The sequence below is a fragment of the Niallia circulans NBRC 13626 genome, from assembly GCF_001591585.1.
Classification (GTDB): Bacteria; Bacillota; Bacilli; order Bacillales; family Cytobacillaceae; genus Niallia; species Niallia circulans.
Map to the genome: position 1 here is coordinate 1 of NZ_BCVE01000026.1, position 24,906 is coordinate 24,906.

A 24,906-nucleotide genomic window follows, 5' to 3' on the forward strand; every position below is an offset into this window, starting at 1 on the left:
TATGACTGGATTCGCAAGCACTTTCGGTTCGTATTATTCGAACGTGGTGCGTACTATCCGGTTTATTGTCGATCATCGCGCGTCATATCATACGAAGCTATGTCGTTACGTAATCGAATCGTGCGTAATGAACAATTAATAATATATCATCACGCGTATGAAGTTGTCAACGGTTAATTTCGAAATTTTATTCGTCAAACCATTCCGCAAATCTACCCGCCATGCTGTTCGCCTTTTCGCGTATCCTTTTCGAAGTCAAGGTCGCCTGCTTCCAACTCGCAAATAAGTAATCGTCCATGCGTTTTACCTTGCGTTGTTTCGCTTTTAGTATCGTAGCATTCCACGCCTCAATGAACGGCGCTTCGTTATCTTCGATGACTACGGTCGGATCCACGCTTGCTTTTGCTCGCAATAGAATTCCGTAATATTTATAAATGGACTCGGCGTTATGAAAATATTTCACGATTGCGTTATATATTCCGCTAGGCAGCACGTTTTTTAATGCGTTTGGCTCCACCGCCGTATCTAATACGTAATTGCCTTTTAAAGGCTTAATAAAATTCGATGGTTCATTTCCGGAATTGCTTGCCTCCGCCTTACTCTCCGTTGGCTTGTCGCTGCCTGCCCGATTGGACACGCTCGACTGGACATGTTGCTCCGCACCATTATTTCGCTCGCCTCCCGCCGGCAATATCCGCAGTATATTAGCGCCTTTGCCTCCGTTCACCTTCCGCGTTGTTGCAACCTTTTCGATGATTCCTAATTCCGCCAGCTTGTTAACGATGCGCCTTGCCGTCTTTTCGCTGCGATCGATTAACTCGCTGATAGTTGACGCTTTTAAGTGGCACGCGCCTGCAAACTTAACGCAATAGCGAGCGATCATTTTCAGCGCCTTGCGGTCCGTTTCGTTTAATTCGTATGTATGATTGCGTATATGTTCGTATACTGCTGCGTTTAATTGCGCGGTAGAATCGAACGTAGAATGTTCCGCTAAATAGTGCATACTGGTTTCTCCTTTCGTTAAATACGTAATTACGTACAACTCATACATCTTATTATAATACGTAATTGCGTAATGTCAATAATTGTTTTATAATATTAATAGTATTAGATGGGAGTGGTTTTGATGGAAATATACGTTAAAGTTAAGGAGATTTTAGAAGAAAGAAATATTACACAATTACAATTAGCTGAGATGACAGGAATACGACGAGCGGGGATTAATGAGATATGTCGCAATCAGACTAAAGCAATCAATCGTGACCATATTGTAAAAATCGCTGAAGCTCTAAACATAAAAGATTTGTCTGAAATTATTGAATTAAGGGGTTGAACGCAATTACGTAATAGTGTACAATTAAGATATCAATTAATAGGAGGTTACGTTAATGAAGTTATCCCTTTCAGATTCCCAACATGAAACTACAGAAGTATATGTAAGAACTAGTAGTGGAGATTTAAGTTTAATTGGAGAGACTAACCTAACCAATGTGCAAAAAATTTATGATATGGTAGACGCGACACCTGAGGATAAACCTATTGTTAGAAATAAACATACTTTTAATATAGAATTACGTCTAAAAGATATATTAAAAGAGCGTAGAATTGAGCAACAGGACTTTGCTAGATTGACGGGTTTATCTACTCGTACGGTAAGTGAATTATGCACTGGAAAAATGAAAAGGTATCCTAAGGACGCGTTGGAAAAAATAATTACTGAGCTAAAAATAACAGACATGAATCTTCTATTTAATATAACCACAAAAGAAGCCTCTTCCAACTAAGGATGGGGCTTTTACACTAACATTAAATATCTAACACTTTAACGCCAATCACGTCCGACATATAAACCCGATCTAGCGATTCGTATTTGTCGAGCAACTTTATGCGGAAGTTCTTGCCGACGGCATCTACGTAATGAACGCGACCAACCGCAACGGAAACATAACCGTCATGCCAAGACGTAAACTCGACCGGATAGTTATATTCCATTGCGTATTCAATTAACGAATCAAATTCCGCTTGCTGATATTCGTCAATGATCGGCTTATCTGTGCGGTACTCTTCCTCGTATATTGCGTCGCGTAATTCTTCGATTAGTTCCGGTAGCATTATCGAAGTCCATTTCTTTGTTCCTCGGTCTTTAATCACGCCTAACACCTCCGAAGGCTTTTTCGTCATTATAACCGAACGTAAGTTCGCAGTCAAGGCGTCCGTGATTCACTTCGTAATAATAAATCATCTGCGCCACGTCTTCAGGCGTGAGCCCACGTTCTTCTAATATCGCAATGAATTCCGACCAAGTCATCGTTACACCTCCCCGCTTGCTAGTAGTTTTTCAACCGTTTGCCAATGGCGCCCATACATTCGCGAATGCCTTTTCGTTAAGAATGAATTATCGTATTGCTGCACACGTTGACTTGCCGGCGGTAACGCACGCATTAAGAACGCATTTTGCCTTCGACCTCCAAACCGTGCCAACACAATCGCATCGTACGCTTCGATTCGCAACGCTAAGTCAACGTCGAATGTCGGTTTCAATTGCGCTTCCAGCCGTTCGAACACCTTACGATTGTCATTGGCGAATAAGAACCAGTTAATGCCGCCGCTGATTAAATCGTCGTCTAGGCCGTATCGCAATAAATCGAAATGATGAAATGCGAATATGCCAGCGAGTCGCCACTTCGGTCCTTCGAGCACGATACGTTGCATTAGCGCTTTAAGCCCTGGCGTTAGGAATTGATGCGGTTCGTTAAATACGATGAATGCGCCGCCGTCGTTCGGATCCATTAATAGCTTCGTCATGAATATTTTTAGCGTAATCCAATGAATCAATGTTTTCGCCGACAATGCGCCTAGTTTCCGATTCGGCACGCGTAATATAACGACCTTGCCCTCGCGTATCCAATTTGCGAAATCAATATCCGCCGATGCTGGTTGCGCAAAAATACGGAACAACATATCGTCGCCAAGCATTTCGTCGAGCCGGTTGAGTATCGCGCTTGCTTTGCCGTCGATCGCCTTTTGACCGTCGCGTATTAACTTCGGATTGCCCTTTGCATCTACGCCCCATTCTGACGTGTATTTCTCGATGAATTCCGCAGTCCTTACGTTACCTTGTTGCCGTAGTTCATTCGCCTTTTCTGCACGATATCCCTCGTCTTCGAGCAATCGTTTAATCGCAAATAATGAGCCGCCACTTGCCTTCGCAAATTCTCGCAAGATTGCACGCGATTGCCCCATCGATTCCATGTCGCCAAAGAAGTCGATTAGTTCCTGCGCAAAACGATTCGCACCATTTGCGCCAAGCTGCTCGACTATTTCCGTAAGGTCCATCGGCACGGGGTATTCTGCGTCTGACAAATCGATATCAATTATGCGATCAGGCGGTAACGAATCCCGCACTCCGTCCGCAAATCCGCGTTCTCCGTCTTCCATTATTGCGTCGATAACAAACGAAGCTATGTCGTGCTGCAATGCGCCTTCAATGACGACATTTTTCGCTAATGTATCTTTACCCATTCGAGGCGCTCCGACTAACCCGTAACTGCGGAATGTTTCGTCGAGGTTGTTCGTCGGCAATCCAATCGGATACTGGATGCCCCGCACTTCGCTATGTCCGACGAGTATGCCGTTTATTTTACGGCGGTTTACAGGCAAATCAGCGCCTTTTCGCGTTATGTTACATTCGCCTATACTAATGCGGATTCCTTCTATTTCGACATATTTTTGCGCTGGTTTATGTAGCATCACTTTTGGCAGGTCCGTTTCTACTCGGCGATTTGTTGCGAGTTCTTCTTCGTAACGTTGTTGCACGATTGCAGTCGGCATTTGTAGCGCTACTTTCGCCAGTTCATCGCATGATAGCAACGAAACGTCCCCGTCGGCTCTTGTTCGCGCGGAAAGATGCAGCGTATTTAATTCGTCGAGTATTTCTTGCTTACGCGCTTTCATGCGAACCTTAAACGGAACCAATTCGTTATTGCCCGCTAATTCCCCAAACGCGCTACTTATCGTATTCGCTACGAGCTGACCGCGTAGAATTTCTTTCGTGCTAGCAACAACGCGAACGTGCGATTTCCAAACCGCTTGGTTTATTTTATCGGCAGACTTGGCACTTAATTTATTCGCCTGGATTTCTTCGATCAATGCGTCGGGCTTATCAATTGCCTTGCGCTTTTCAAAGCCGCCAGCACTTTTAAAGAATACGTTACTGATTGCGTGTAGTGTGTCGTTTACAATATCGTATATTTCGTTTAACATCGTAGCGAGCGCCTTACCTAGCGTTTTATACGCCTTGTCTGCCGTTAGTTTAGCACGTTGTGGTACTTTGCCCTTCGTTAACTTTTCATGCGCATATGAGGCGTTCTGTGACCACTTACGACGGTCTAGCGTTTCGGAACAAACGGACAGCCTTGCGTAATCTCCGTCTTCCGCAATATCATCGAGCGCGGTTAAAATTGAAGCGACCGGCGAAGTCTGTTCGGCTGCATTCGTTTGTAGAGCAAATATGTCATGGCGGGCAAGGCGCAGTTCATTCAGCGTTACTTCGTTCCCCGCCGGCACAACAAGCGCTGATTTGTCCGCAACTTCGACCGTTACATGCATAAAGTTTTCGACTATCTCGCGAAACTTCTTCGCCCATATTTGCGACGTACTGACGTAATACTCAACCGACTTCACGCCGGCAACCTGGCGAAACACTACGTCAAACCAAATCGTATCTTTCTCGCGCATCGTAAATCGAAATCCTTCGCGTGTTAAGCGCGTTGGCATGCGATCATATATTTCGTACATTTTATGCAACACTCGCCACATCTTTGCGTTTTGATTATTCGTTACATTGCTGTGTGGCGTGATTCGGTACGTTATCATTTCGTTGCGTTGATAAGCGAAGAACTCGCGCAAGCTCATGCGTTGAGTAGCCATATAATCGCACCGCCTACGCCGACCGCCATTCGCCCAAGCCATTTCGGAACATCGCCCGTTATCATTATCATAACGCCACAAACTAATACGACCCCTGCGCCTATTTCCGGCATAGTTGCCGTTAGGATTTCCGTTAAATGATTTGCGCCTTCTACTAACGCCTCGCCAATCGGTTTTAGTACAACCTTTTCGCTAAAATCTTCGAACCATCGCATTTCGTCCGCCTCCTTCGTATTTACAACGCTTTAAGAAAATTACGCATATCAATCGCATGCCTGGCGAGTATATAGCCGGCTGCCCCGCCGATTAACAATTCGAGTGCCTTCGTGCGGTGTCCGAACATCCACGACACGCCAGCGAATATAAATACGCCAACAACGATCCAGTCAACCGTATTCATAATTGCCGACCATATATTGCCGAACGTTGCGTCTGCCGTCGCTGCAAGCGCATGTCTTGGCGCCATAACTGCGAATAGTTTTCCGCCTAGCGCAATTACTTTATAAACGTTGGTGCCTTCGCTTCCTTTCAGTTCCGCCGGGCGCATAAACTCGCCAATAGTCCCGACCGTTTGTAACTTTCGCATTTTTCTTCGCCTCCATGAATACGTACGCGACTTAACGTACATACTATCATTATAACTAGCCGAAGGAGTGAGTCGCATGAATTTTCTTATAGGCGCTGGCATTGGCGCATTAGTTGGATTGTTTACGTTGATTTTCGGCTGATTTACCGTTAGATAAGACCGTGCAGCATATCGATATTAACACCGCCGTCCTCCACATCATCCGTCTGCTGCTCGTTACTTATATGACCGCCTTCCATGTCGCGTTGAATTAACGACTTTATATACGCCGAGTAGTTCGAATATTGTAAAGTGTGTTCGTATAACTTGCGTTGGTACGGGTCGTTAATATTAAACGAGACGGGGCGGTTTTTAATTTGTTTTGGCATATACAGCGCTCCCTATTGCGTATGAGCCAACCGCATTAGCAAATATCGCGTCGAGCCTTTCGCCCTTAAACATCGGCGTTATTTTTCTAGCGTTCGGATAATACGCTTGTAATATTGGCGTAAGAACTGTTGCCGCTCCACCCACTACGTAAATTAAATCGCCAGGATTCCATTTCTTCGAAGTTTGCGTCACAACTCCGCGCACTAATTCGTTAGGGTCGGCGTTTTTAACCGTGTTCAGTCCGAACGGCAACGTAAAGGAATCGCGGTCGATGAATCGCTTATTATTAAACGTTGCGCAATTTACCGTGCCACCGCCGACATCAATCACGCGCACAATGCCCGCTCTAGGTTCCGCTAAGAAAGCCGCTCCGCCTTCCGCCGCAATTACTACGTCGTTAATGCGAAAAGTCCGCTCGATATTATTCACCGCGATTTTGTGCTCGCCGATTAACATTGTCCGAATCGCTGCTTTTTCCGCATCGTCGTGTTTGCTTATCGGTTGATTTACGACGAGATTATATACGTTCGATGCGCCGAGTCTATGTAACGCAATTAACACGCGCAACTTTGCGTCTACGTGCGCTTTACTTTCGCCCATGATTGCACCACCGTATTCGGATTCATAAAGCGCTAGTGTGCCAGCGAATCCTTTGCGTCCTTCATATTCGTAGATAATGTCGTCCTTGCCGTGCTTCTCCTTAATATTGCGCTCGCGGTATTCACCTATTGCGGACGGAAATCGATCCACTCCGTAAGCACTTACCGTTTTAACATCGCTATTTCCTGCGTCTACTGATACTATCATTTCGTTTCACCTCGCGTTAAAGTACGGTTGATATCTAGTTGATAACCGATCGTTTTCGGTTGATACGTAGATGATAACCACCGCCTACTTTAAATATACGTGAATTCACGTACTCTATGCAAGTCCTAGTAAAAATATTCGCAAAATAAACAAAAAAAACGCCGTCTATCTTTCGAGGTAGACGGCGCGTAGTTCTCCTACGGACGCTTTATCGCGTTGCACTTACGCTAAAGCATATGCGGGCGCAGGCGAATTAATGCAAGTACCGGCGGATATTTTTATTATTTCCAATCGATAACGGTCAATTGACGACATTTTGAACACGTAAAATTTTCCGCTGTTTTTATAACTGGCGATTTCTTACCGCAATGAGGGCATGCGACTTTCTGCTTTCCCATTGCCGCGTAAATGATTCCGAGCGACATTCCGAATAATCCAATCGCAGGCAATATGCCGATAATCGTTACAAATAATATGCACGAAATAAGTACGCCTAATCCTCCGACGATAAAGCCGATCATGCGCCCGACGAATCCCATTGCGCTACCTTTTTTGCGTTCTACTTCTATTCTTGATAACTCCACTATTTCTCACGCCCCTTTTTCCGAATTATACCATAAGAACGCAAAAAATAGGCGCATAGTTTTTATACTATACGCATCCCATTTTATTTGTTTTTTAAAGGTCCTGTAAAATCATAATCACCAGGTTGTGGTATTTCTAATAACTCTATTACCTCTTCGTACTTCTCTTTTTCTATATAACTTTTAATTTTATATAACTTAGTAAGATATGATTTGTTTACGTCTAGTTTTTTTAGTTCATTGATATAATTATCGGTGAAATCTATATAAGGCTTATTTACCTTCGAAGAATAATTAGTTAATTGCGATTTAGAGAACGCCAAAATCGTATTTTCATAAGCTGCGGATTCTCTTTCATCTAAAAATACGCTTTCCTCATTACTTTGTGTGTAGGGCTCACCTTCTACAACATTGCTCTTTTTTATATCAGCTATTATAAATATAGCTATAGTTAGTGAGAAAATAATCAATATTTTATAGATATTCTTCATCACACAACACGTCCTTTTTCCCTTATTTTACCTCTATAACAATATGTACGCAAGAAAAAACAAAAAGTTTCGTTTTTTCTCGCTTTTTTTCGTTTATTTATTCGTCTTTAAATCCGCTTCCGATTGAAGGGTTATTAATTACCCCTGCAAGGATTAATACGTAAAGGATTTTCTCTACGTATCCATTAAATACCGTCGTGTCCGGAATAAACCCGAAGTCCACCAATGCCATACCAACAACCGCTGCCACTGCAATCCATAATGCGTAATTCTTAAAACGTTTCATTCCGTTTCCTCCTTCGTTTGTTTGCGTTACTTGACTCGTAATTTTTGTCCGGGATAAATCGTATAGTCACTGTCGAGTTTATTCCACGCTTTGATTTGCGCAGAAGTTGACCCGTATTTAACCGCTAATTTAGATACAACGTCGCCCGACTTAACGGTGTGATATTCCGCCTTTGCTGCCGATTTCTTTGCCGGCACTTTTAACTTTTGACCTGCGTAAATAACATTCGCATTTTTAATTCCGTTCAGCTTTTGCAATTCCGCAGTAGTCGTTCCGTGATTCGCGGCGATCTTACTCAAAGCATCGCCCGCTTTAACGACATATGTGTCGGTGCTGACTTTCGCTTGCGTCGTTTTCTTCGGCGCGCTAAATCGCAATTTCTGACCTGCAGCAATTACGTTTGGATTAGCGATATTGTTCCACGCAACTAAATTCGCAGTAGAAACGCCGAAGTCCGCCGCGATTTCGCCTAACGTGTCGCCTGCAACAACGGTATACGTGCCGTCGCTGTTTTTCTTGCGCTTAGACGCTGGCTTAGGAGCCGGCTTCTTTACGACTTCCGCTTCGACTTTCGTCGCCGGCGGTTTAACTACGCCCACTTTGCCGGTAAACCATTCGAGCGATTTATTGCCGTTTAGCTTGTTTAAGTCTACGCCACCATTTACGCCGCCAACTTTTCCGCTTTCGGTATACTGCCATAAGTCGCAAGGATAATCAGGCTTTTTCGTGCTATAGCGTGGAATCCACGTAAAGTCCAAGCCGTCCACTTTGTCGAGTCCCAGCGCTTTATACGTATGGTGTCCGAAGTAACCGCCGACTTTCTTAGCGCCTAGTTTACGTAACTCATCTACATATGCTTGCGTTCCTGCCGTCATATCACCCATCGTTTTTACTTCGACGTCGGCGACCCAAAACAACGCATCTTTGTCGCCTCGTGCGTAGAAATCTTGCGCCTCTTTGCGCGCGTCGGCAACCGAAACAAATCGGCAAAATGCGTAGTGGCCAAACGGAATGCCTCGTTTCTTTGCTTCGGCGACATATGTTTTGTATTCGCGGTCGATTACGGAACTACCGTCTTGTACGCGAATGATTACAAGCGCAACCTCTTTCGCGAATTTATCCCAATCGATTTTACCTTGCCAATGCGAAATATCTACGATTTTTTTCGTCATTATTCTTCGTCCTTTCCGCCGCTTAGTCGGCTTTTAATATCGCGAAGCTCGTCAATTACAACGTCATATTTATCGCTAAATTTTTCGAGCAAATCATGCAGGCGGGCTTCGCGCTCGGTATTGCGTTTCATTACGTAAAAAAGGAGCCATACGAATAACACTGCGAATGGCCCCTGCGTGATAAAAAATTCCGTTACATTTATTCCGTCCATGCTACACCGCCTTTCTGAACGTTATTCTTCAACTTTTACTACTGATTTAACGTCAATTCGCGAAATAATTACATCCCCGAATAACACAGTAATAATCGAGTTATTATTTATATCTGCATTTATTTGTACCGGGTCGTATTCTGCAACTTCACTTCTATAAACCTCACCGCTATGTGTTTTAATTTCCAATTTAATCATCAATAATCGCCTCCCCCGCGGCTTTGTAAGAACACTTGCGAAAATACTTGCGCTGTAATCCGTGCAAGTTTGTTCGGTTTAATTTGAATCGTATGCCATCCGCGAGTAACCTTTCCGCTTGAATCTACGTCAAGATACGGAATTAAATCGATAAGATCCGCGCTTGTCGATGTAACTGGAACGATGTTTCCGTCGACTATTATTTGCACCGCGGTTGCTACTTCGTCCAACTCGAAAATACCAAAATCGATACCGTGCGTATGATTTGGCAACGTAATTTCATGCGTATGATTCGGTACAGTAACAGTGTGGGTATGATTAGGAACGTCGAATTCATGTGTATGATTCGGTATCGTGACACTGTGGGTATGATTTCCGCTAGATCCTGCTGTGTAAATATCTCCACCGCTTCCCTCTACCTCAATAATGCCTCCACCATTAGCTCCTCGATATCTAGTAGGTTGAACAGGACCCACGTAATCGGCTGCCGTTAAGACTAAATGGTTATGATCTCCACCAGCTCCGGAAGATTCTACATTACCTCCACCACTTGCAGTCGATTTACTAACTCCCCCGCCGCTTGAACTTGTTTGTGTTGAACCCCCTCCGGCACTAGTTGTATCCACCGAAGCACCTCCGCCTTTAATTGCGCGTTCGTAGGCACGGAATTTATCGGTCTTATGCGACATAACAAGCTTGTTTATACGCACCAACTCATCCGGCAAATAAAATTTAATCTCCGCAGGATTGTCGGGATCGGCATTATCCGCAAAATTATGCGAATCGATATTCGTCGCACCTTGCGCATAAACTTCGTTGATTTCGCGCGATCTTTCCAAGCCGGCGATCGAATCGGCAATATCCTCGTATTTATTCGCAATTTCTAACGATACATCTTCCGGCGTACCTCTTACATCGCTTCGAGACTCGCTCACAATTCGCTGTTCGAATGTGCCGAAATCCGGGTCAATAATTCGTACGACTTTCCCGCATCTAAACTCGTCTGAACTAACGCCGGTAATCTTCGATAAGTCGGCAGCCGTTACGCTATACATTAATCTTGGCGTGCTTGATTGTTTCAATAACGCCTTTACCGTCGCAAATAAAGTCTCCGCATCTTCTACTGCGGTATCCGCATATACATACGATTTGAGACCGTATTTTTCGATCGATGCGTTATCTTCTACGTAAGGCTTACCGCCGTTTACTTTTTCGATGGTTAATTGATTTATACCCTCACCGTAACCTAATGCGTAAATCCGATTCGTTATATTGCTTGGATCATCTTCGCGTGTAATTCCGATAAGATTTTTCGCGTACCTAATTTCGCAAGTAGGCGTGCTGCTTGGCTTAATTAAATTCAACGTCCACGGATACGAAGATGTGTCGTATGTCCATTCGTAATTTTCATCGAATGGTTCCGCGATAGAATGTATCGGACCTAATAATCCGTTCTCATTTTCCCATTTATAGGCGAAATACTTTTCGAAAGCACACTCGCCAAGAACCCAATTCTTTGTTGTTTGGTGCGAAAGAATATATTCGATATTGTAGCGCGTTGTGCGATTCGTCGTTTGATGGTAGCGAAATAGCACATCGTCGAGCAACGTAGCGAGAACGTGTTCCAATTCGAATGTTATTGCGCTTGTGCTTTCGTTTCGTTGCGCTGAATTAGGCATAATTCGAAATAACCCGTAGTCAGGAATATCGACGTAATAGAACGGTTTACACTCCGCCACTTTCGGATCATTTAACGGCAAAGAAAAAGAAGCCGACGGAATTTCGTTCAGCTTCTTATCATAGGATACTGCGTATGCATTTTCGAGATATGCGACCGGTTGTTGGTCTGTGTTTAAAACTTTCAGGAGCAATCTTAATCACCTCTCGTTTGTTATAATTCTTCTTATGAATATATTCTTACCTTTCGTTGGTTTACCTTTATAATCAAAACCATATTCACCTGAAGCCTCAAGCTTAATGGTATGTTTACCTTTAGATAAATCATTAGATATTATTATTTGTTTCTCCCGTGGTTCAGCAGTATACGGATTGACTTGTTGTTTAAGTTCTCCATCAATATATACATTAATTAAACCACTATCATCAGTACCTAACAAAGTGAAACCAATCATGTTACCAACAAACTCTTTTTCAAGATACGAGCCCTTCTTATTACTCGTGAAGTAATTATTATTACTGAAGCTATAATTCTCAAACCCTTCATTAGTATCAAAGTTTGAATTAGATATTAGCTTAGTGTATTGATTTTCTAGATACATTAATTTTTGATTCAATTCAGCTGGTTTTTTCTTTTGATCTATACTTTGTTTAAGTGCTTTAAAAATTACATCAGCATAAATTTCATAACCCTCATTTGTCGGGTGAATTGAGTCAACAGTCATTTCGGCTTTAGTCTTACCATCAGCCCAAAATTCATCTCGAGTATCAATTAGGATTGTGTTATGTCTTTTGGATAATTTTTTAGCAGTATCTGCAAATTCTTCATCTTCAATACTACTTTCTATCAAGGAAACAATTTCTGCTTTTGGGTTATTCTCTTTAATACTTCTTATTAAATTTTCATAAAATATTCCGTAATCTTTTGGAGACATAACCGCTTGGTCGTTTTGTCCAAAACATATAAAAACTAGGTCATATGCATGTACAATATCTGTCGGAAAATAATTAACATAACCATCAAAAATTGTAGCTCCACCAGCAGTGATCTTTTTGGTAGTGATAAAGTTTATATTGAATTCTTTTTTTAACTTTTCATTTAGTAAGTTAAACCAAAAGTAGTCTTTATCACCAGTACCACTACTTTGTCCAATACTATCACCAATAATCAGATAGTTTATATCTTCCTTTTTAGATACTTTTTCATAAAAATCGGTGTATTCTATATTGTATTTTTCCTTATCAATATTAGAAACACCGCTAGGGTTCTTCGAGTTATTAAAATTTAGCCATCCTATTACGATAACAACGATTAGTAATAAAATTAGGATAGGCAGTAAAAAAGCTTTTATTCTTTTTTCCATAACTTCCTCCAATTAATATCTTGTAAGGAAAATTATACAATAAATATTTCTTTAAAAAAACAATCTTATTACAAATTCTTGATAAATGCCGCTATCTGCTTACCAATTTTTTCGTGTCCAACATCGTTAGGGTGTAGACCATCGACAGTTAATTCATCTAAATTTAAATCAGTAAAACCAGAAGTGTGATACAAATCTAAAACAGGGACAGCATACCTCGCACAAACTTCCTTAATTGCATTTACAACATCTACTAGTTTATATCCCAATTCATTAACTGTAGTTTCACTCCAACCATTCAATGTAGTGGTTGGACTAGTTTTAAAGTTTCTTTGTAAAGGAGTTATAAAGAACAATTTAGTTGTTGGTGCATTTGTAAGAACTGTTCTTATAATGCTATCAATCGCTCCATAAACAGTTGTTTTTTGGGTATCTCCTATTTGACCTAATGGTTTTGCTGGTATGTTTCCCCAATCATTTGTACCGCCACTTATACTAATTACATCTGCTGTAAAGTCCATGTTCGTTACTCTATACGCCATAGAAGTAGTATCATTTTCATCTGTAGAAGCTAGACACGTTCCACCAATACCATAATTATTTATCGTCTTAAACCCTATTACTTGGTTTATTACAGCTTGGTATTTACCTGCAGCAGTGATTGAATCTCCCATAGAATTGTATTTTTTTAAAAAGAATTGATTTTCTAACGACTTACCATTTACGGTTAAAATTGCATTCAACTTATTTTGATAAAAGTTATTTAACCAAAACAGTCCAATGAATAACAATGATTCAGAGCTAGCTGCTGTTGCAGTTCTCGCCTCCATTATTCCTGTATCACTGTTAAAAAATAGAATCGCAACACCTGAATATGAACTAAGATCTAAAGTACCTGCATATAACCTTGTTCTCGAAAGACCGCTTCCAAAAACATACGTATCACTCCAACTTAACGTTTTTGTTGTTGGGTTGTAATCTATAGGATCAGAAATAAAACAATACCGACCAAATGGAGTTCTTTGAGTGGATAGTGTTTTTACATCTACTCCATTAACAGTTAATTTGAAATTTAGCAAACTTCTTGTGAAGTTATTTAACCACAGAATACCTAAAGTAATGTGGTCTTCAGAAGCAGATTCCAATGCGCTTTTTGCGTTAATAGTTCCTGTTGAACTATTGAAATAAATTATAACCGAACCTGAAAAATTGGTTAAATCTACAGACCCCGCGTTTAAAGGTGTCCTAGATAGTGTGCCTCCAAATACGTAGGTTGCATTCCAACTTAGAAGTTTTGTTGTTGTGTTATAATCTACGGTATCAGGAATAAAAGCCCAGCGACCAAATTTCGATATTTGATCCGAAGTAATTAATGGAATACTCCCGTTTACTTTCAATTTAAAATTAAGGATACTGCTTTTTAAATCACTTAAATACATGATACCTAGTAAAATATCCGTATCTGTAGATGTATCGGTAGCGAATCTAGCAATGATCACACCATTTTTAGAGTCAAAAAATAAAACGACTGAATTATTTCCAAATTTAGTCAAATCGATTTCTCCACTACGTAAGGGAATACGATTTGACTTAGTGCCAAATACATATGTGTCTGGCCAACTAAGTATGTGACTAGTTGTATCATAATTCAAAGCATCTGAAATGTTTATATAGTTCCCAAGTACTTTATTCCGGATATCATCCATACCAAGAATTACGGTGTTAATCTTGTTTCTACCTACGTTTAACGAGTCCTGGGCATTTATTAAATCAGCCATCTACTTTCCTCACTCCTTAGATAAATTGATCTCGGAATTTTGTCGCGATTGTCAGATTCAGATTAGTTCCGCTGATACTTATGGAGTTATCTCCGTTGAGCAACTCGATAAAGTTACCGCTTAAAATTGAAAGTGAACTTTCTCCATTAACAGTCACAGTGAAATTTTCGCAATCAATAATAATTATTTTGTTTTCAAAAGATTCAAGTAACATTTCATTACCGTTTACACCTATTACTACATCAGTACCTGAACCTTCAATTGCAATAACAGGCCTAACCAATAGACCTTCTACGTACACATTGAGAGATGTGGCATTTGTGATTGTCACTGGTTTCCCTCCTCCGCTATTTCCTAAAGAATACTGCGACTCGAAGGTAATCTTTTCGCTTCCCCATGCAACCTCGTCGTTTGTTACCAGCGACTTGGCGTATGGGTCAAATGCAGTCATCGGCACAGTGAATTTCGCCGTATATGCAATCTTATCAACCGGAATATTCCCGCTATATCGCACATAATAAAAACGGTCAGGCTCCGATTCAAAACGAAGCTTAACCGTCTTTGGTCTTCCGTATCTATCAATTAATAGTTGCGTAAACTCCCGCACTTTTGTCGCTATTAGGTTATGATCACGCACGCCGGCAATGGCGCAATTTAGTTCGAAGTTTCTAACGCCTAATTCACCGCCTAAATCATACGCGCCAGGTCTACCTGGAATAACTACCGACCGATCTCTAGTAGTAGGTAGCGCAGGTTCCTCGCCGCCTACTAATACTATTACGCCGATATCTGGCAAATAAGTTTCGTCAATCCATACGCTCATTTACCTACGCCCCTTCCTGCGTTTTGCTTGTTGTTCTAGGCGGTGTAATTCCCTCGCCATTGTAAGCGCATCTTGCTCGCCATTTATGTTAAACGTAGCGCCGTCGAACATTCGCTCGAAGTTTACAATCGATTCTGACTGCACTTGTTCTGACGGATTAACCGTCGCAAATCCACTTACACTGCCAGTCGGTGTATCATACGCTAAGGTAGCGCTCATAGCTTCCGGCATTATAGCTTTCGACATCTCTTTCGTTGCCGCTATAACCGTCTTGATATTTCCGGTGATACCGTCGGCAACACCTGCCGGAATCCAACGTCCAACGTCTTTTTTCATAACTTTCGATGGTGAATTAATATCGAAGAAGGAAGTAAAGCCGTCTTTTATCTTTTCACCGATATTTGATACCGCATTTTTAACCGACCTAACCATCGATGAAATACCATTTATTAATCCGCCAATGATATCTGCCCCGATTTGGTACAAATCAATGCCTTCGAAATATCCAACGATGTTATTCCAAATCTCTTTCGCGGTGGACTTAATTGTTTCCCAAGCGCCTTTCCAGTCTCCTTGTATCAACTTCATCACCGTTTGTATAATACCGAGCACTAAGCTAATCGCCGTACTCACGACAGATTTTATCGTAGCCCATGCGATTTTAATAATACCTACAATTAACGGCCAAGCGACTTGGAAAACACCTTTAATTACGCCCATAACTGTTTTGATAATTTCGACTACAATCCCGAATGCTGTAGTAACGATAATCATAATCGCTTTCCCATTTTCGTCCCAAAACGCTTTTATCTTCGCAAGTTGCTGCGATATAAACTCGCTGATGTCGGCCATAACGAACTGAACAACACCTTTGATATATTCAAGCGCTATAAAGAATGCGTTCTTTATCCATGCCCACGCCGCATCTACCATGTCACGAAACCATTCAACTTTTTGGTATGCAATTACAAAAGCTGCCCCAAGCGCAATAACTCCTAAAACTATCCCCGCTACAACTCCTATTGTAGTAAGAATAGCTGCAGAAGTTGTTCCGAGAGCAATTGCAAGTGATCCTAGTCCACTCGAGACTAAACCTACAAAACCTAGTAATAATCCGAAACCTGAAATAAGTAGAGATATTCCACCAATAATCGCGGTTATTATCACAAGTGTTTTCTTCATACCTTCCGGCATTTTATTAAACCAATTAAGCAATTTCGAAAGCCATACCGCTACGGTCTGAACAGCTGGCGCTAATTGGTCACCGATTGAAATAACAAGCGACTCAATCGCGCCACTCATTTCCTCTAATGCGCCACCTATACCCGCTTTCATCTGATCCGCTGCTTTTTTCGATGCACCTTCGCTACCTTCTAACGATGCCGTCATTTCGTCGATTTTTTTCGGTCCAGCTTCCATCAAAGCTAAAAAGCCGGATACCGCTTCGGTTCCGACTAACGCAGCAAGATTGGCTGCTTTCTGTGTGTCTGTCATGCCTTCCATAGATTTCGATATATTATCAACTAATCCTGATAAACCTACGAAATTACCTTTTGCATCTGTTATTGCAATCCCCATTGATTCCATCATCTTCGAGTTCTTCTCCGACGGATTTAATAGCGCCAACATTGACGCACGAAGCGCTGTTCCGGCGTTCTCGCCTTTTAAACCAGCATTCGTCATTAAACCGATTGCCGCAGATAATTCTTCCATCGAAACTCCTAACGCTGCGGCTGGCGCACCAGCATATTTAAACGCATATTGCATATCTTCGATTCCTGCTGCCGTTGAGTTCGCTGACTCCGCTAACACGTCCGCAACTCGACTAGCCTCACTCGCTTCTAATCCCCATATGTTTAACGCCGAAGATACAGTATCAGATGTCATCGCTAAGTCTTCACCGGATGCCTCCGCTGCGGATATTACGCCAGGCATTGCGGCGATTACTTGATTAGCGTCGAATCCTTTGGCGGCAAGTTCTGTCATTGCGATTGCCACTTCGCTCGCACTTTTCGATGTATTGGCGCCGAGTTCAATTGCCGACTGTTTCATAGCGTCAAATTCTGCCGTGTTAGCACCCGCAATTGCGCCAGCTTTACGCATCGCAGAATCAAAATCTGCCGACTGCTTAACTGCAAAACCTAACCCTGCACCGATACTTAGCCCGACCGAACCAAAACCTTTCGCGATATCAGCACCTAATTGTTGCGTTCGAGAACCAAAATCGGAAAGTGTATTGTTTGCACTTCGGAGATTATTCGTCAAGTTTGATATATTTGCACCTAACTCAACGATAATACTATGGTCTGCCATTCGCTTCCTCCTTTCCGCTAAACTGCTCGAATTGGGATAACCATTCCGATGCGTGTTTCGCTTTTTCTATGCCTTCTTGGAGTTCTGCTTCCGCTTTTTCGTCTGCTGGCCGTTTGAATAAGTCGGTTGCTTTAATTGACTTTTTCGCATTCTGCGCCTTTAGATTCATGATTGCAAAATGAGATTGGCGTTCATATTCGTCATACTTTCGTTCCATTTGCGCACCTAATAGCAACCGAAATTCTTTTGGCGTTAAGTCGTAAACTTGTTCGGGCAAAAGTTGTAAGTATCGCCAACCGTCCGAAAGGATTTTATCTATCCTAAAATCTCTTTCATCATCTCGAACGTTTTCGGATCTTTCTTCGCTAATTTCGCCACGGTTTTCTTGAAGAAAAAACTTTCCACAACCACCTCGTTAGATATTTTCAAAATTGCATCCATATCGAGTTGCTCTGATTCGAATGCTTTTTCGATTGCTTCTTCAATTTTTTTTAGCGAGAAGTTTTCGCCAGTATGAAATAATCCTGCATGGACGATGTTTGCGAATGTATCTAAATCGCCAGTCATTGCTCGCCCGATGAGTTCAAGCGCTCCGCCATCGTACAAACTTCCTAAATGTCTAACACTAGCGAATGTAAGTTTTACTTCATACTCTTTCCCTTCTACTTCAAAACGTGCCATCTATATCATCCTCTCGGTAATTTTCGAAATTAAAAAAGAGCGCGTTATTGCGCTCCTTCCGGTATTGTCGTTAACGTTTCCTCAGTAACTTCTCCATTTAATGTTCCGCTTAGTGAATACGTTGCAAAATCACTTGTTCCAAACGATCTCTCGAATGATGAAATCATATACATTCCCCATTCCGCTTTTTTCGTTCTCGTATCCACTTCGTAAATCTTAACGAATTCTTTAGCTCTTATTGCTTTCTTAATATACGTAATAAACGGGTCTCCTTCTGAAATAACTCCTTCCAAAGAAACCTCTTCCGTTATTTTTGCGTAATCCGATCCCGATTTATCTTTTGTGTCTAAATCAATTGAATCGGCAGAGATATTGGTAGACCCCGCAGTTTGGTTGAATGGTCTATGCAACGTTTCTTCGGACGTTTCTCCTGGTATCGCTACTACAAAAAGGATCTCTTCGCCTTTATATTCGATCACTAATAACTCCCCCTATTTTTCGTTAGTTCCACCGATATATCGAAATACATGTGGTGGTATTGCGTTGTGTTACTAATGTCATCCGCTGGTATTGGCGTTTCTGTGGCTACGTCAACATAAAAAGAACCGATAGTTTGCGATGGAACTGTCACAGTGACTAACGGTATCTCGTCGAATAAAAATATTTCTTTTACGGCGTCTTGTAATTTCGCACGCTCACTCGAACTACTCGCAAATAAACCAACTTGAAATCGGTACGTTGTCGCCATAGTTTCGCGCAACTTCGCAACTTGCGTTATATTATTCTGCAATTGTTCTATCGTAAGAAACGGCTTAGTCTTCGGCAACTCAACCCCATCGAACACCCATACGCAGTTCATTCCGGTTTTATTCGCAAGCCAAGTACGAATAGAGTGCTGCAGTTCTATCTGCATGTCATCACCTTCCTAAATCGCGAACGTATCCGAGTATTTTTTCGCGGTAAGGTTCTTCGTTATTCCAAACTGATTTACGGATAAATGCCTTCTTCGTCTTATTCTCGTATTCTTGTTTTCGTGCATAATCAACGTTCGATCCATACTGCCAATGAGTTTCATCTATTTGTTCCGGACTAGCAACGATAGAGTTTCGCAATATACCATCTTTGACTGGCGCCATTTCCGCAGCTTCATTTGCAGCTTTGCGCGTATATGCTTCTGTCGTGTTTGCGACATCCCGTACTAAATCGTCATATTCCAACGAAGACAACACTCGGTTTAATCCTTGGATGCGAATAGTCATGACCACTTCCTCCCTAAAAACTCGATTCGATTCCGTTTGCCAATCCCTTTCTTATCGCTCGCTAATATTTCATAGTCAACTCCGTCATATTTTACAAGCGTAATAGTTTTCGCTACGTCTTCGATTAAATCGATGTTCACCGAAAACCAAATGTCACCTGTTTCAATTAGTATTCCGTTTATTAGTTCACGTTCACTATTCGCTGAAGCAGTCGAAGATATTTCCGTCACAACTGACGGCACAATTCGTTCGCCAGGTACTTCGCCAATTGGCTCGTTTGTGATTGGATCGTATGAAACTTCACCGGCATAATAAACGGTTATATCATGCGTACGTTTGGCGGTTATTTCCGCCCGGTTTTGCTTCATAAATTCGATATCAGCATCCGTTAGCATCTTATAACCACCTTTCGTTTAGTACGTACGTTAAGAATCCGGTGCAATTCGGATGAGGATTATAAATCTCGCTTGCTGTTGGCGGATATATTCCAGGACCCATTCCGTAAGAATCTGCCTTTTCGAGAATTGTACAACGGTGATTAGGTCGGTCTGCTTTACCGTGGTGTACTCGCATCGCCTTGACTACTTTGCTTTGTTGCGCCGAATATGCCGCTGCGGTACGAAATGCCGTATTGCCTTCCGTCACAACCAATCGCTTAATTTTCCACGTTTCGTTTTCGTAAACTTTTCTAACCGCCGCAATCATCGTTGTAACAGCCTCGCCGCGAATGACGCCCGAGCGAATTGTTTTCGATAGTTCCTCGCGTTGGTCGCCCGCTAACTGCCAAACGCGATCGGAAAGAACAAGACCGTCCTCTCCGAAGCGATTGACTACATAGCGAAATACATTTGCGTTTACTTTATCGAAGGAAATTCCGTCGGCAATAATCGAAGCAGCGATGCCGTCCGTTAAAGCCGACGCCGATTCCTTAATGATCGATTCCAGCGCGTTCATGCCGTTCTTGCGGACCGCTTTTTCAATCGTTTCTAATTCGCGTAATAATGCGTTTAAACGCTGTCGTTTAATTATTCCGTCGCTATCTGCATATTCCGCTAATTTTTCGACTAACTCGGCCCGTACGCGATTAATTTCCGCAACTGCAAAGCGTTGCTGCTTGGCGTTAAGTTTAATATATTTATCGGAAAGACTTTCGAGCAGCTTGTCGAGTTTCTCTTGGTTCGTCATAAACGATCAACTCGCTTTAAATGGCGGAAATTTGAACCGCCTGTAACTGCCTTTTTCTGCTCATATTGCGAACGTAAGTCCGACGCTAATTTGCGATACTGTTCCGATATCTTAGTTTTATCGACTTGTTCTTCACCGTCACGATATGAGAAGTAGTGCGCAGTTGCTAAAGCGATTTGTCCAGCGCCTTCCGCTTGTGCATAAAGTAAAATTAACGAGTCCTTTTCGGAAGGGATGTTATCCGACGTTTTATAGCCGTGCTCCAATAACGCCTCTTCCGTCCAATCAGTCGCGTCGGTAATTGTTATATTAGGTACGCCTTTGAAACGTTTGAATAAACGTTCTGAAAGCTCGGTTAAATTCGCCATGATTACGTCCTCCTATTCCGTTTTTTTGCGTCTTCTTGTCGCTGGCTTTTTCGGTTCTTCCTCCGGATCTTTTTCTTGCGGAAGAATTTCGACGTACTTTATAGCTGCGAGGTGTTTCGCTGATTGTTCGTCAATTTCGATAATAGAACCGGTAGTGCTCCCATCCACTACCGCGTTCAGTACTTTCACTTTTACCATTACGCAGTATATACGTCTGCGTGGAAGATTAAGGACGGTTTTTCCAGCGCTGGGAACCCGGCAGCAACCGCACGTAAAATTGATTGAATTGGCTCGTCTTTGTCCTTCGCTTCAAGCACGATACCTGGTTGGAAATCGTTCTCTACGGTTGGACCTAGTAAAAATTCGCCAATACCTTCGGACAGCATTACGATTCTGTTAGCAGGCATAAATTCGATAACTTCGTCGTTTCCTGTGTAAATATCTTTTACCGTAACTTTGCGATCAGTAACAACTTGAACTGGTGGTAATCCAAATCCACCTAATACTTCGTTTAGTTCCGCTTGACTTACTCGAGTAGAACCGACCGGGCGACCTGCTTCTGTAACGATAATCTTATTCGTTAGCAATTTCGCTTGCGCTTCGCGACTCATTAAAATAACAGACGGCGATTGACCATTAGTTGCTTCGTAAGTGGCTACGAATCCAAGTAAGTCTGCAATTACATCGCGATCTGCTTCGTTCCAATCTGCACCTGCTGTTAACGCAACCTTATGCTCGGCTGGCACTCCGAAATCAACGGAAACTTTAACACCATTTTTGTTATATGCGAAGTTACCTTTCGTTAGTGCTTCCATTTTAATAACGTCGATACGTCGTTGGATTGCGTTAACAAGGTCAACACCTTTAAGCGTTAACTTATCAACCATTGCAGCATGCTCGCCATCATTACGCGCTTGATGTAACGCAAGTAATTCCTCTTCCGTAGCGATATATTTTAAACCCATTTTCGCGATTTCGCCCATTTTAGAAGCAACTGCGTCACGGTCAACAACTGGTGGCTCTGAACCGTAACCAATCATTGCGCCAATATATTTATTCGTTTTGATAATGTCGTATGAGAAAGTATTTGAGTACGTATTAGCATTCGGTAAGAAACGATCTCCTAACGTTGGAACTGCGTCTTGAACGGATGCATCAACAAGTCCGCGAAGTGATGGTTTTTGAAATTCTTTTAAGTGTGTAATACCTGCCATTATTATTTCCTCCTAAAATTGAGTAGTTTTATTTGCTAATTAAATGTGTTTTACAAAACGGATATTAGGTACTTCTGCTTTAAATGCGTCTGTTGCCCCAACTAATTTAGCGTCATAAACAGAACCTCTAACAATAACTTCACCAACAATTGCGTCGTAAGTTGTTGCGTCTGCGTCGACATTAAGAATGCCAAAATCATCGTAATTAGCAACGTCTGCATCTACGAATTTTACCCATTTACCTGTTGAAGTTTCACGAGCAATTGCCTGACCTACTGCAAGAGCACCTTGCCCCGCTTTAAGGGTTACGCCAGCCTCAACGAATTGAAAATGTTCGGAAGCTAGAATGTTTTTTCCGCCTTTGAATGACGTTTGAGAAGTTTGTAAGTTGTATGCCATTTCGGTTTTCCTCCTAGTATTGTTTTATCGGCGAATTTTTCCCGCCGCTTTTAATCGTTCGTAAAGTGAACGTCCTTCTTCCGCTGGGTCTTTCGCTGGTGGTTGTTGCCTTTGCGGATTACTAACGCTAGGGTCAACGCCACCGAATTTCGGCGGAATGTCTTGCTTTAATTCTTCGAGTGATGCTTTTATTGCATCTTCGTCGGCGCCAACAATATATTTGCGTACGCGTTCTAATTGCTCGCCAGTGTAGCCGGCATTAACGAGCAAATTAGTTTTGAGGGATTCGATCTTACTTTGCTCCGCCTCTTTGCGGATTTGTTCGAGTTCTTGTTTCGTAGTCTCATATAGAGACTTGAACTCATTTTGCTCTTCTAACTTCCTACGTTCTGCTTCTTGTTTTGCTGTTTCTAATTCGGCTAACTTACGTTTTAATTCGTTAGCTTCATCGACCTTCTGCTTAAAGCGATCGTAAGGAATTTTGTTGTCGACTTCGTTTGTATCGGGTTTTTGCGCCTCCGCAGGCTGATCGTCGACTATATCTTCGGAAAAGTGTTGTAAATTTAGTTTTAATAACTTAATTGGTTGTTTCATAATAACCTCCGCTTAACGTCTCTCGGACGAGAATTTGACGTCAGTTTATATCGACGTATCGTCACCGGTCGAATTTACTTCACTATACGGGTCTTCTGAAATTCTTCGCTGTACAGATTCGTTATTTACTTCTTGTTTCTTGGCGTTTACATTCTCAACCCCTAGGCGATTCATTGCACCCGCGATTGACTCGAATCCTGCGCTAGTTTCTAAAGTTAGTAACTCGACAAGTTCTTTTCGATTGTCCGGTAACGGCAATACGAATTTAATTTCGTTCTCATAGTCCGTTCCGATAGATTTAACGACTTCACGGTCGTAACCGAATTTCGAACGATCAGTACGAGCCTGCAAATATCGAATAGTCTTTTCGTGCAATTCTTCCAATCGAGGACCCCAAGACAACCAGTGTTCTTCCGTTTCTTGAATAATCTCTTGAAATAAAACATGCAGTGCATCCGCGTTTAATCCCCCGAAGTTTAACTCTTGCGGAACAATTTGCGGAAGTGATGTTATCTCATGCAAAGCTGACTTAACGCGTGAATATTGATCCTTAAACGCTTCTTTCCACCGAAATCCGCCTTCGATTTTCTTGATATCCGGTGTAGCACCTTCTATCGATCCTTTTGCTTCGACTGCTCCACCCGGCTCAATACGAACCTTATCGATTGTACCCTCCGGAACATTTAAGAACGCCGTCATAGAAAACATTTCGAATTTAAGCGAATCTATTGCGTCTTCGTTCATTTTGTTAAGTACGTCCGTTTGCTCTTTCATATCATCGATTTCCGTGCTATCCGCTACTTCTCCGCTTAAATCAGATACCGGAAACAAAACGACAGGAATGAAATCAAGTTCCATCGATTGCTTTTTCGTAATTGTTTTCTGCAATGTCAAATCGGTCGTATATATACCTTCTTCGAGATAACAGACACCATTTTCGATACTGAACGTTTGTTTTTGAATTACTTCGATATCCTTAATCGTCTTAAACGTGACGAAGTGTACTGCGATTAATTCTTCGAAATCATCATCGGAATAAACAGGAATAATTTCCGTATCGGGGCGAAACACCCACTTTATTTTTCCAGTATTCGGATTGAACATGATTTTACAGCCAACTCTACCGGCGATTAAACGGTCACGAGCAGCTTGTAGTAACTTTTCGCGCATTTTATTTTCGCGCCAAATCTGATACAACAATCGTTCATAGTTTTCCGCTCGGTCATTTTCGCTTTTTTGCGCTTCACTAGGCGTATATTCCGGTTTAACCGCGTCGATAATGCTGTCGATTTGTTTAGGCGATACGGAAATTCCGTGCTGACCACCCATTTGCCATCGTGCTTTACGCTTAATGAACGACTTAAAATAATTCGTGGCGTAGCGTGTTGGGTCATAATCGAGTCCTGGCGGTCTTTCCAATTCGGACGCCTTAACGAGTTGTCCTGTCCTTGGATCAACGTGCTGCTTTCCTTCGTAGTATTCATAGTTTCTTATTTGTCGTTGCATGCGCTCAACTGTCGCTTTACCTAGTGCTTGTTGATACGGCGAGAATAATAATTCGTCCATATCCGGCGCGGACATTAAGTTATAATCCGCTAGAACATTAAATGGCATTTA

33 protein-coding genes and 1 pseudogene are annotated in these 24,906 nt (G+C 42.1%); 2 read left to right on the forward strand and 32 right to left on the reverse strand.

All coding sequences use genetic code 11. The features are described 5' to 3' along the window. Window positions 1-187: 187 nt before the first annotated feature. Window positions 188-1,003, reverse strand: a complete 816-nt coding sequence (locus BCI01S_RS21390; RefSeq protein ID WP_061801003.1) for a helix-turn-helix domain-containing protein — start codon at window positions 1,001-1,003, stop codon at window positions 188-190. 123 nt (window positions 1,004-1,126) lie between these two features. Here BCI01S_RS21390 and BCI01S_RS21395 point away from each other — a divergent pair, with 123 nt between their 5' ends. Continuing rightward, on the forward strand, window positions 1,127-1,333 hold the full coding sequence (locus BCI01S_RS21395; protein WP_061801004.1) for a helix-turn-helix domain-containing protein: 207 nt from the start codon (window positions 1,127-1,129) through the stop codon (window positions 1,331-1,333). 55 nt (window positions 1,334-1,388) lie between these two features. Beyond that, on the forward strand, window positions 1,389-1,784 hold the full coding sequence (locus BCI01S_RS26070) for a helix-turn-helix domain-containing protein (protein WP_235844550.1): 396 nt from the start codon (window positions 1,389-1,391) through the stop codon (window positions 1,782-1,784). A gap of 22 nt (window positions 1,785-1,806) precedes the next feature. On the opposite strand, the gene BCI01S_RS21405 is transcribed toward BCI01S_RS26070, so the two are convergent. The 31 genes and pseudogenes from BCI01S_RS21405 to BCI01S_RS21545 form a co-directional block, all read right to left on the reverse strand. Continuing rightward, window positions 1,807-2,151 (reverse strand): YolD-like family protein, encoded by a 345-nt coding sequence (locus tag BCI01S_RS21405; protein ID WP_061801005.1) that lies wholly within the window; start codon window positions 2,149-2,151, stop codon window positions 1,807-1,809. Continuing rightward, on the reverse strand, window positions 2,144-2,308 hold the full coding sequence (locus BCI01S_RS25695; protein WP_167555744.1) for a hypothetical protein: 165 nt from the start codon (window positions 2,306-2,308) through the stop codon (window positions 2,144-2,146). The genes BCI01S_RS21405 and BCI01S_RS25695 overlap by 8 nt, the downstream gene beginning before the upstream one ends. A 2-nt stretch (window positions 2,309-2,310) precedes the next feature. Then, window positions 2,311-4,929, reverse strand: coding sequence for a hypothetical protein (locus BCI01S_RS21410; RefSeq protein WP_061801006.1), 2,619 nt, complete (start codon window positions 4,927-4,929; stop codon window positions 2,311-2,313). Further along, complete coding sequence (locus tag BCI01S_RS21415) at window positions 4,911-5,144, reverse strand: hypothetical protein (RefSeq protein ID WP_061801007.1); 234 nt, start codon at window positions 5,142-5,144, stop codon at window positions 4,911-4,913. Before BCI01S_RS21415 ends, BCI01S_RS21410 begins: the two co-directional genes overlap by 19 nt. A gap of 20 nt (window positions 5,145-5,164) precedes the next feature. Beyond that, window positions 5,165-5,515: a hypothetical protein gene (locus BCI01S_RS21420; protein ID WP_061801008.1), complete on the reverse strand. Its 351-nt coding sequence runs from the start codon at window positions 5,513-5,515 to the stop codon at window positions 5,165-5,167. A gap of 149 nt (window positions 5,516-5,664) precedes the next feature. Next, window positions 5,665-5,883, reverse strand: a complete 219-nt coding sequence (locus BCI01S_RS21425; protein WP_061801009.1) for a hypothetical protein — start codon at window positions 5,881-5,883, stop codon at window positions 5,665-5,667. Then, window positions 5,867-6,691, reverse strand: a complete 825-nt coding sequence (locus tag BCI01S_RS21430; RefSeq protein WP_061801010.1) for a ParM/StbA family protein — start codon at window positions 6,689-6,691, stop codon at window positions 5,867-5,869. The genes BCI01S_RS21425 and BCI01S_RS21430 overlap by 17 nt, the downstream gene beginning before the upstream one ends. Before the next feature lie 281 nt (window positions 6,692-6,972). Next, window positions 6,973-7,230 carry a transposase gene (locus BCI01S_RS21435; protein WP_235844551.1) on the reverse strand — a complete coding sequence of 86 codons (258 nt, stop codon included), beginning with the start codon at window positions 7,228-7,230 and terminating at the stop codon, window positions 6,973-6,975. Between the two features lie 128 nt (window positions 7,231-7,358). Then, on the reverse strand, window positions 7,359-7,766 hold the full coding sequence (locus BCI01S_RS21440) for a hypothetical protein (RefSeq protein ID WP_061801012.1): 408 nt from the start codon (window positions 7,764-7,766) through the stop codon (window positions 7,359-7,361). A gap of 97 nt (window positions 7,767-7,863) precedes the next feature. After that, window positions 7,864-8,052 carry a phage holin family protein gene (locus tag BCI01S_RS21445; RefSeq protein WP_061801013.1) on the reverse strand — a complete coding sequence of 63 codons (189 nt, stop codon included), beginning with the start codon at window positions 8,050-8,052 and terminating at the stop codon, window positions 7,864-7,866. A 602-nt stretch (window positions 8,053-8,654) separates the two neighbouring features. After that, a pseudogene (locus tag BCI01S_RS26470) lies at window positions 8,655-9,224 on the reverse strand (glycoside hydrolase family 25 protein); the annotation flags it as partial. Beyond that, complete coding sequence (locus BCI01S_RS21455) at window positions 9,224-9,436, reverse strand: BhlA/UviB family holin-like peptide (protein ID WP_061801015.1); 213 nt, start codon at window positions 9,434-9,436, stop codon at window positions 9,224-9,226. The pseudogene BCI01S_RS26470 and the gene BCI01S_RS21455, both read right to left, overlap by 1 nt. Window positions 9,437-9,457: 21 nt before the next feature. Further along, on the reverse strand, window positions 9,458-9,637 hold the full coding sequence (locus tag BCI01S_RS25440; RefSeq protein WP_156485477.1) for a hypothetical protein: 180 nt from the start codon (window positions 9,635-9,637) through the stop codon (window positions 9,458-9,460). Beyond that, entirely contained in the window at window positions 9,634-11,505 is a 1,872-nt protein-coding gene (locus tag BCI01S_RS21460; RefSeq protein WP_061801016.1) for a phage tail spike protein, read from the reverse strand. Before BCI01S_RS21460 ends, BCI01S_RS25440 begins: the two co-directional genes overlap by 4 nt. Window positions 11,506-11,511: 6 nt before the next feature. Next, window positions 11,512-12,675, reverse strand: a complete 1,164-nt coding sequence (locus BCI01S_RS21465) for an SGNH/GDSL hydrolase family protein (RefSeq protein WP_061801017.1) — start codon at window positions 12,673-12,675, stop codon at window positions 11,512-11,514. Between the two features lie 68 nt (window positions 12,676-12,743). Then, entirely contained in the window at window positions 12,744-14,453 is a 1,710-nt protein-coding gene (locus tag BCI01S_RS21470; protein WP_061801018.1) for an SGNH/GDSL hydrolase family protein, read from the reverse strand. 16 nt (window positions 14,454-14,469) lie between these two features. Then, complete coding sequence (locus BCI01S_RS21475; RefSeq protein ID WP_061801019.1) at window positions 14,470-15,276, reverse strand: phage tail domain-containing protein; 807 nt, start codon at window positions 15,274-15,276, stop codon at window positions 14,470-14,472. Then, complete coding sequence (locus BCI01S_RS21480; RefSeq protein WP_061801020.1) at window positions 15,277-17,589, reverse strand: phage tail tape measure protein; 2,313 nt, start codon at window positions 17,587-17,589, stop codon at window positions 15,277-15,279. It abuts the gene before it with no gap. After that, window positions 17,576-17,959, reverse strand: coding sequence for a phage tail assembly chaperone (locus BCI01S_RS25445; RefSeq protein ID WP_156485478.1), 384 nt, complete (start codon window positions 17,957-17,959; stop codon window positions 17,576-17,578). Before BCI01S_RS25445 ends, BCI01S_RS21480 begins: the two co-directional genes overlap by 14 nt. Then, window positions 17,905-18,270 (reverse strand): tail assembly chaperone, encoded by a 366-nt coding sequence (locus BCI01S_RS21490; protein WP_061801022.1) that lies wholly within the window; start codon window positions 18,268-18,270, stop codon window positions 17,905-17,907. Before BCI01S_RS21490 ends, BCI01S_RS25445 begins: the two co-directional genes overlap by 55 nt. A 44-nt stretch (window positions 18,271-18,314) precedes the next feature. Continuing rightward, window positions 18,315-18,749, reverse strand: a complete 435-nt coding sequence (locus tag BCI01S_RS21495; protein ID WP_061801023.1) for a phage major tail protein, TP901-1 family — start codon at window positions 18,747-18,749, stop codon at window positions 18,315-18,317. Continuing rightward, on the reverse strand, window positions 18,749-19,096 hold the full coding sequence (locus BCI01S_RS21500; protein WP_156485479.1) for a hypothetical protein: 348 nt from the start codon (window positions 19,094-19,096) through the stop codon (window positions 18,749-18,751). Before BCI01S_RS21500 ends, BCI01S_RS21495 begins: the two co-directional genes overlap by 1 nt. A 91-nt stretch (window positions 19,097-19,187) precedes the next feature. After that, the gene (locus tag BCI01S_RS21505) at window positions 19,188-19,529 is read right to left on the reverse strand and encodes an HK97 gp10 family phage protein (RefSeq protein ID WP_061801025.1); all 342 of its coding nucleotides are present in this window, start codon (window positions 19,527-19,529) and stop codon (window positions 19,188-19,190) included. Then, window positions 19,526-19,924, reverse strand: coding sequence for a hypothetical protein (locus tag BCI01S_RS21510; RefSeq protein ID WP_061801026.1), 399 nt, complete (start codon window positions 19,922-19,924; stop codon window positions 19,526-19,528). The genes BCI01S_RS21505 and BCI01S_RS21510 overlap by 4 nt, the downstream gene beginning before the upstream one ends. Window position 19,925: 1 nt before the next feature. Further along, a complete protein-coding gene (locus tag BCI01S_RS21515) occupies window positions 19,926-20,714 on the reverse strand; it encodes a hypothetical protein (protein ID WP_061801027.1) in 789 nt (262 codons plus the stop codon). Then, on the reverse strand, window positions 20,711-21,082 hold the full coding sequence (locus BCI01S_RS21520; RefSeq protein ID WP_061801028.1) for a hypothetical protein: 372 nt from the start codon (window positions 21,080-21,082) through the stop codon (window positions 20,711-20,713). The genes BCI01S_RS21515 and BCI01S_RS21520 overlap by 4 nt, the downstream gene beginning before the upstream one ends. 12 nt (window positions 21,083-21,094) lie before the next feature. Next, on the reverse strand, window positions 21,095-21,271 hold the full coding sequence (locus tag BCI01S_RS21525) for a hypothetical protein (RefSeq protein WP_373694337.1): 177 nt from the start codon (window positions 21,269-21,271) through the stop codon (window positions 21,095-21,097). Window positions 21,272-21,279: 8 nt separating this feature from the next. Beyond that, on the reverse strand, window positions 21,280-22,296 hold the full coding sequence (locus BCI01S_RS21530) for a major capsid protein (RefSeq protein WP_061801030.1): 1,017 nt from the start codon (window positions 22,294-22,296) through the stop codon (window positions 21,280-21,282). 39 nt (window positions 22,297-22,335) lie between these two features. Beyond that, the gene (locus BCI01S_RS21535) at window positions 22,336-22,695 is read right to left on the reverse strand and encodes a head decoration protein (RefSeq protein WP_061801031.1); all 360 of its coding nucleotides are present in this window, start codon (window positions 22,693-22,695) and stop codon (window positions 22,336-22,338) included. 24 nt (window positions 22,696-22,719) lie between these two features. Further along, the gene (locus tag BCI01S_RS21540; RefSeq protein WP_061801032.1) at window positions 22,720-23,289 is read right to left on the reverse strand and encodes a hypothetical protein; all 570 of its coding nucleotides are present in this window, start codon (window positions 23,287-23,289) and stop codon (window positions 22,720-22,722) included. A 45-nt stretch (window positions 23,290-23,334) separates the two neighbouring features. Next, entirely contained in the window at window positions 23,335-24,903 is a 1,569-nt protein-coding gene (locus tag BCI01S_RS21545) for a phage portal protein (protein ID WP_061801033.1), read from the reverse strand. Window positions 24,904-24,906 lie beyond the last annotated feature (3 nt).